This window comes from Vibrio sp. M260118, from assembly GCF_036533755.1.
In the GTDB taxonomy this organism is placed as follows: domain Bacteria; phylum Pseudomonadota; class Gammaproteobacteria; order Enterobacterales; family Vibrionaceae; genus Vibrio.
Genome location: NZ_JATABG010000207.1, coordinates 1 through 6,121, shown reverse-complemented (window position 1 = coordinate 6,121; position 6,121 = coordinate 1). Strand labels below are relative to the sequence as shown.

Genomic DNA, 6,121 nt, shown 5'->3' with positions numbered 1-6,121 from the left:
AGTTTCCATACCGTAGTTGGTACCTAGCGCGAAACCAACAGCTAGCTTGTCTGAGTAACGGTGGGAGATGTAAAGGTTTGGAATAATGGCATCGTTAGCAAAATCACTTGAGTTTGCTTCTGTTGTAGGAAGCGCAGGGTTTAGAGATTTAGAACCATCGACACTACCGTTAACATCAATGTTTGGGTTTACATAGATTGCGCCCGTAGAGATCTGAGTTCCTTCAAGGTACGTGAGCATCGCAGGGTTGCGCCATTGCGCGCTTGCATTGTCTGCCATAGCGGCTTCACCGGCGTACGCACGGCCAAGACCTGTCGCTGAATATTCTGCAAGCTGAAAGCCCGCAGCATTAATGGTTGTAGACGTCATTACTAGTCCGCTCGCTACCGCAAGGGATAAAAATTTTATATTAGTTCTCATTATATTGTTCGCTGAATTGATTTTATTGGCGTCGAACGATGATAGGGTTAGAGTTATTACTTTAAAAATTTAAAACAGTGTAAAGAGTGTTTTTGAACTAATATTTTTCAAAACGAGATTATTGTGGTTTTTAATTCTGCTTGTTAATGAAATGTTTTAACTTTTCAGCGAACGCTTGTAGCATCAAAAGGGTGATATATGTACGGCTGTACGCTCAAAAAAGCGAAAAGGTAAGACCAGTAAAAGAAAAGTAGAGTGAGATAAAGAGGTTAGTGGTAAATAAAAAGGCCAGCCGAAGCTGACCTTTTGATGTGGTTGTTAGCTTAAATTAGAAGCGGTGTGTGTATTGAGCACCGAATAGGATAGCTGATGCCTTGGTTGTTGTATCTAACTTAAGTTGAGTAGCGCCAGATCCGATAACGTCATTTACCTGTTTGTCTTTACCAATTAGGTAAGTGAATCCAAGGTCAATCGTTTGGTCTTTATTGAAATGATAAGTTGCCCCTGCTGAGAACCATTGGCGATCAGAGTCAGGTACAGATACTGAAGTGAGTTCGTCTTGTACACCTTCATCGTACATGTAACCGATTCGCGCTTCCCAGTTCTCATTTACGTAGTAAGTACCACCGATTGAGTAGTGGAAAGTATCTTTCCATTTGTATTCTTTGATTTCAGTACCATTAGTTGTTACTAAGCGATCAAACGCGCTCCAACCAATCCACTGTACGCTGTAGTGCACTGCGAATGAAGTGTCCTCGATGCGGTGGTAGCCTGAGAATTCAAACATATCTGGAAGTGGGATTTTAAGATCGCCGATGTTAGAGTTACCTTGGTATGAAACGGTACCACCGACTTCCTTTTCAGGACTATAGTGATAGCTAAGGCCGAAACGGTTGTTTTGATCTAGTTCGAACACTGTGCCTAAGTTAAAGCCAACGGCCCAACCTGAAGCATCGATATTCATTAAATCCTGGTCTGTAGAACCAGTGTTAACGGACTTACGCTTTAGTTCGCCTTCACCATAGATGATATCTAGGCCACCACCAATACTCCATTGCTCGTTAATTCGGTAAGAAGTAGCTAGTAGGAAGTTTATTGTAGTGACATTTGTTATACCACCGAACGCGTCTGCGCCAGGAATAACTGTAGCGAGACCTGTGTCGTTACCCCAACTAGAATCAAACTCATTAGTAGTACCAAAGTTTGAATAGATTCCTAAACCAACTGAAAATTCTTCGTTGACAGGGTGAGCTAGATAGAAGTTGGGAACTACTGATGTAGCATTATTAGTCGTACTATCAATTGTTTGATCTGCACTAGCTGGTCTGGAAAAAGTAGATTCCTTAACTTCTACTTTTGAATCAATAACGTTGAAGCCCAATGAAACTTCAGTACGATCAAAAAGAGCCATAGCCGCTGCGTTACGTGACATAACAGAAGCGTTGTCAGCAATTACAGCATCACCAGCGAACGCACGGCCCAGGCCAGTTGCTGATTGAGAGTTAAGTTGGAAGCCGGCAGCGAGAGCTTGCTGCGAAGCTAAAGTAGCGGTTGCGATTGTCACTGCTAGCAGCGATTTTTGAAACAGACGCGTCTTGTTCATTTGTGCTTATTCCTTTTTAGTTCGTCTCTAAGTGGACGATATTATTTGAGCAAAAGCTCAGTGGTGGCTGATACTAGACTCAAGTATAAGATATAGAAATCCGACCATTGCCGATAAAGGCGATAAAATTATGGAAATGATGTCTATCTGGCAGGAATATGCTGCAAAAAACATCTTTTTAGAGTCATGACTCTAATTTTGTGCTAAAAAAATGGCTTGAACGAAATGTCCAAGCCATGACGTGGCTCACAAAATGTTATCATTTTGTTAAAGTGCGGGTTTGATGATTTTGCTGATGCTTTCAGCGATCTTAGCCACATCTTCACCTTCATCAGCGACAAGGATCATGCTGGTATTACCTAGTGGCTCTACAACACCTGCCATGCCATCTTCATTAAAGTCGACAGTTTGTTCGGACGGAATCCCGGTTAAGAACAGAGTGACCTTACCTTTTTCCCCTTGGAATACCATATGCAGCGCGTTTGATTGACCAAAACCACAATGGTTTAAGTAGTACACGTGGTAAGGGAAGGTTTCCGATAGCTGATGATCAAACGGCATCATTTTGGCGTTGATCTGCGAAGATTTCACCTGTTCGTCGAGGTTCTGCACAAATGGTTTTTCTGCGACCACATGCTTGAGTGCTGTGGTCGCTAAACTTGCTTGTGCTGGAGGGACGACAATATTCCCCCAGTTAACTTGACCAACGAGTAAGCCTGCGACAAACGCAACCGATGCCGCCATGGCCATCGCCTTCCTTACAAAGTTAGGCCTAACAACCTTGTCTTCAACTGATGAAGGTTGATGGAACAAAATTCGATCGGCGAGATCTTCAGGTACATCGACAGCCATCGCTTTTGCAATCTGTTTGTCTAGGTCTAAAAGTTCTTCGGCAAATTGAGCATTTTGTTCATTGGCTTTAATCGCGGCGCTAATCTCACTATCCCGTTGTTTAGGATCGGACATAATGCGTCGGCGAAATTCTAATTCATCCATTTTGCTGCCCCCTGTGAGTGTTGTCTGAATCTAACATTTCTTTGAGTTGATTCCTCGCTCTAAATAGGCGAGTCATCACCGTATTTTTATTTAAGTTGAGGATCTCACCGATCTCCTCACCACTGAACCCACCCACAACTTGCAGGAACAAGGGCTCACGATAATCCTCTTCGAGCTTCATGATTTGAGCTTGAATCCACTGCGTTTGATGGTGTGGATCGTCGGAAACCTTGGCATCATTGCCATGATCGTCGATATCCACCAAATCAAACTGTTTGCGTTCGAATCTACGTGCGTTTTCTCGTCTAAGTATGGTGATGAGCCATGACTTAGCGGCTTTCTCGTCTTGAAGACTATCAAGAGACTTCCATGCGCGTAAGCAAGTTTCCTGTACCAGATCTTCTGAAATGGTTGGATCTTTACATAGCCAATATGCGTAGCGATAAAGGTCTCTGTGATAGGCTCTAACAAGTGCCTCATACTTTCTTTGTCTGTCCATATCCGAGTTGACCGGATCTTTGGATTTTTTCTTTCCGAAAAAATTGATGATTGACACAGGAGCCTCCCTGGTTGCTCTGTGATTCTTATTATTGTGTGGTGCTATCGCACTTGTATGTCGTTTAGTAAACAAACCTGTCTATAGCAACTTGGTTGACTCCACGTAAGCAATTTATAGTTTGGTTAGTGGGTGATATTAAATATAAATGTGTCTATAAAGCAGTAATCCACTTAAAATTGATCTATTTCAAAATCTAGCAAACTCTAACGGTTATAGTAACACCTGTCATCTAGTCGGTGTTTACACTGACAAGTTGAGCAAGATGACACTTCCTTTTGAAGGCTGACTTTACTTTCTCCTAATCAGGAAACTGATTATTTCAATTGGCGTAAGTTAATTGCTTTATACATTCCAACCACACAGTTTTGTGTGGTTTTTTTTGCTTGTTATTCATCAATTTAACCTCTTCTTAGAGCCTTGCCTATCTAGCCCTCATCCTAATTGATTAGACAAACCCATTGTTGAATAGAATTTTCGAATCGGTTAGAAGTCACGTTTATTCAAACGAGCGTTTGATAGAGTTAACATTTTCGTTACAATGAATCCTGGTCAGACCTCTATAATTAAGGAGAAACAATGGGCAAGCAGGAAGTGAAAACTCGCTCAGGAGAACGTGTCGCGATTGTCGCAGGCTTGCGCACGCCGTTTGCACGTCAAAGTACAGAATTTAGTCAAGTACCCGCAGTTGACTTGGGCAAGATGGTCGTAAGCGACATGCTTGCTCGAACTGAAATTGACCCGAAGCTTATCGAACAGGTAGTGTTTGGCCAAGTGATTCAAATGCCTGAAGCGCCAAATATTGCACGAGAAATCGTCCTTGGCACTGGCATGGATATCGGCACCGATGCATACAGTGTGACTCGTGCGTGTGCGACCAGTTTCCAATCGGCAGTCAATGTTGCTGAAAGTATTATGGCGGGAACGATTGATGTGGGTATTGCTGGTGGTGCGGACTCAACTTCTGTGCTTCCTATTGGTGTGTCGAAAAAACTAGCCGCTAATCTTTTGGCTTTGAGTAAGACTAAAACGCTAAGCCAGAAGCTAAAGATTCTAAAAACACTCTCTTTCAAAGACCTAATGCCCGTTCCACCTGCAGTTGCTGAATACTCTACAGGTCTCTCTATGGGCCTAACTGCAGAGCAAATGGCTAAGTCCCACGGAATTACTCGTCAAGCTCAAGATGAACTTGCTCACCGTTCACACACATTGGCTGCGCAAGCATGGAGTGACGGCAAGATAGAAGGTGAGGTGATGACGGCGTTCCCTGAACCTTACAAAAAGTGGATTGCAAAAGATAACAACATCCGCGAAGACTCTGTCCTTGAGAGCTACGCTAAACTTCGTCCGGCCTTTGATCGCCAGTACGGTAGTGTAACAGCCGCCAACAGTACGCCGCTAACGGACGGAGCAGCCGCAATTATGTTGATGCGCGAAGGCAAAGCGAAGGAGCTTGGTCTGGAAATCATGGGGTATATCCGCTCGTATGCATTCTCCGCCATTGGGGTAGAAATGGACCTGTTGATGGGGCCTTCTTATGCAACACCTATCGCGCTTGAGCGCGCGGGAATCGAGCTATCTGATCTGACCTTAATTGATATGCACGAGGCTTTTGCAGCGCAGGCGCTTGCTAACATGAAGATGTTTGCGAGCGATAAGTTTGCTCAAGAGAATCTGGGTCGTTCGAAGGCGATTGGTGAAATCGATATGGACAAGTTCAATGTACTCGGTGGCTCACTTGCTTATGGTCACCCTTTTGCCGCTACGGGCGCACGAATGATCACTCAAACATTGCGCGAACTTAAACGTAGAGGTGGCGGTTTAGCATTGAATACAGCATGTGCAGCAGGTGGCTTAGGTGCCGCTATGGTATTGGAGGTAGAATAATGAGCGATAATACTGCATTTAATTTATCCATCGATGAACAAGATATCGCTTGGCTTTCTATTGATGTTCCTGGCGAAAAAATGAACACTCTTCAAGCTGCATTTGCGAAAGAGATGGAAGCTATCTTTACACAGCTCAAAGAGAAGGGTGCTGTGATTAAAGGCTTGGTTGTTCACTCGTTAAAACCAGACAACTTTATAGCGGGCGCCGATGTTCGCATGCTTGACGCTTGTACTAGTGCGCAAGAAGCTCAAGCCTTGGGTGAGAAAGGTCAGCAAATGTTCCAACAGTTATCTGATCTACCTTACCCGGTTGTCGCTGCAATACACGGCCCATGTTTAGGCGGTGGTTTAGAGCTTGCTCTGGCGTGTGATTACCGCGTATGTACAGACTCAGATAAAACTCGTCTAGGCTTACCAGAAGTTCAGCTTGGTTTGCTGCCTGGTTCAGGCGGAACACAGCGCTTACCGCGACTTATTGGTCTATTGCCATCACTTGATTTGATTCTTACTGGCAAACAGTTACGTGCTAAAAAGGCGAAGAAACTCGGTGTCGTTGACGCTGTGGTGCCAGAGACTATCTTGCTTGATGTGGCCAAGAGCCTGGTTGAGAAAAATGCAGGTAAAAAGAAAGCCAAGCGTAAGGTTTCAGCTAAAGAG

6 protein-coding genes are annotated in these 6,121 nt (G+C 44.0%); 2 read left to right on the top strand and 4 right to left on the bottom strand.

Features of this window, described 5'->3' with window-relative positions; all coding sequences use genetic code 11:
• The 4 genes from QTO00_RS12740 to QTO00_RS12725 form a co-directional block, all read right to left on the bottom strand.
• On the bottom strand, positions 1-420 hold a 420-nt coding region (locus QTO00_RS12740), incomplete at its 3' end, for an outer membrane protein transport protein (protein ID WP_331425143.1).
• A gap of 328 nt (positions 421-748) precedes the next feature.
• Positions 749-2,023 carry an outer membrane protein transport protein gene (locus tag QTO00_RS12735; RefSeq protein ID WP_331425142.1) on the bottom strand — a complete coding sequence of 425 codons (1,275 nt, stop codon included), beginning with the start codon at positions 2,021-2,023 and terminating at the stop codon, positions 749-751.
• A 267-nt stretch (positions 2,024-2,290) separates the two neighbouring features.
• On the bottom strand, positions 2,291-3,019 hold the full coding sequence (locus QTO00_RS12730; RefSeq protein ID WP_331425141.1) for a DUF3379 domain-containing protein: 729 nt from the start codon (positions 3,017-3,019) through the stop codon (positions 2,291-2,293).
• Positions 3,012-3,518 (bottom strand): sigma-70 family RNA polymerase sigma factor, encoded by a 507-nt coding sequence (locus QTO00_RS12725; protein ID WP_443088927.1) that lies wholly within the window; start codon positions 3,516-3,518, stop codon positions 3,012-3,014. The genes QTO00_RS12730 and QTO00_RS12725 overlap by 8 nt, the downstream gene beginning before the upstream one ends.
• A 636-nt stretch (positions 3,519-4,154) precedes the next feature.
• Here QTO00_RS12725 and fadI point away from each other — a divergent pair.
• On the top strand, positions 4,155-5,462 hold the full coding sequence (fadI, locus tag QTO00_RS12720) for an acetyl-CoA C-acyltransferase FadI (RefSeq protein WP_331425139.1): 1,308 nt from the start codon (positions 4,155-4,157) through the stop codon (positions 5,460-5,462).
• The coding region (locus QTO00_RS12715) for an enoyl-CoA hydratase-related protein (RefSeq protein ID WP_331425138.1) at positions 5,462-6,121 on the top strand (660 nt) is incomplete at its 3' end. The genes fadI and QTO00_RS12715, both read left to right, overlap by 1 nt.

Bases quoted from the DNA above. Each gene is read 5' to 3' on its own strand.
- QTO00_RS12735 (WP_331425142.1), bottom strand. From the start codon at position 2,023: ATGAACAAGACGCGTCTGTTTCAAAAATCGCTGCTAGCAGTGACAATC.
- QTO00_RS12730 (WP_331425141.1), bottom strand. From the start codon at position 3,019: ATGGATGAATTAGAATTTCGCCGACGCATTATGTCCGATCCTAAACAA.
- QTO00_RS12725 (WP_443088927.1), bottom strand. From the start codon at position 3,518: ATGGACAGACAAAGAAAGTATGAGGCACTTGTTAGAGCCTATCACAGA.
- fadI (WP_331425139.1), top strand. From the start codon at position 4,155: ATGGGCAAGCAGGAAGTGAAAACTCGCTCAGGAGAACGTGTCGCGATT.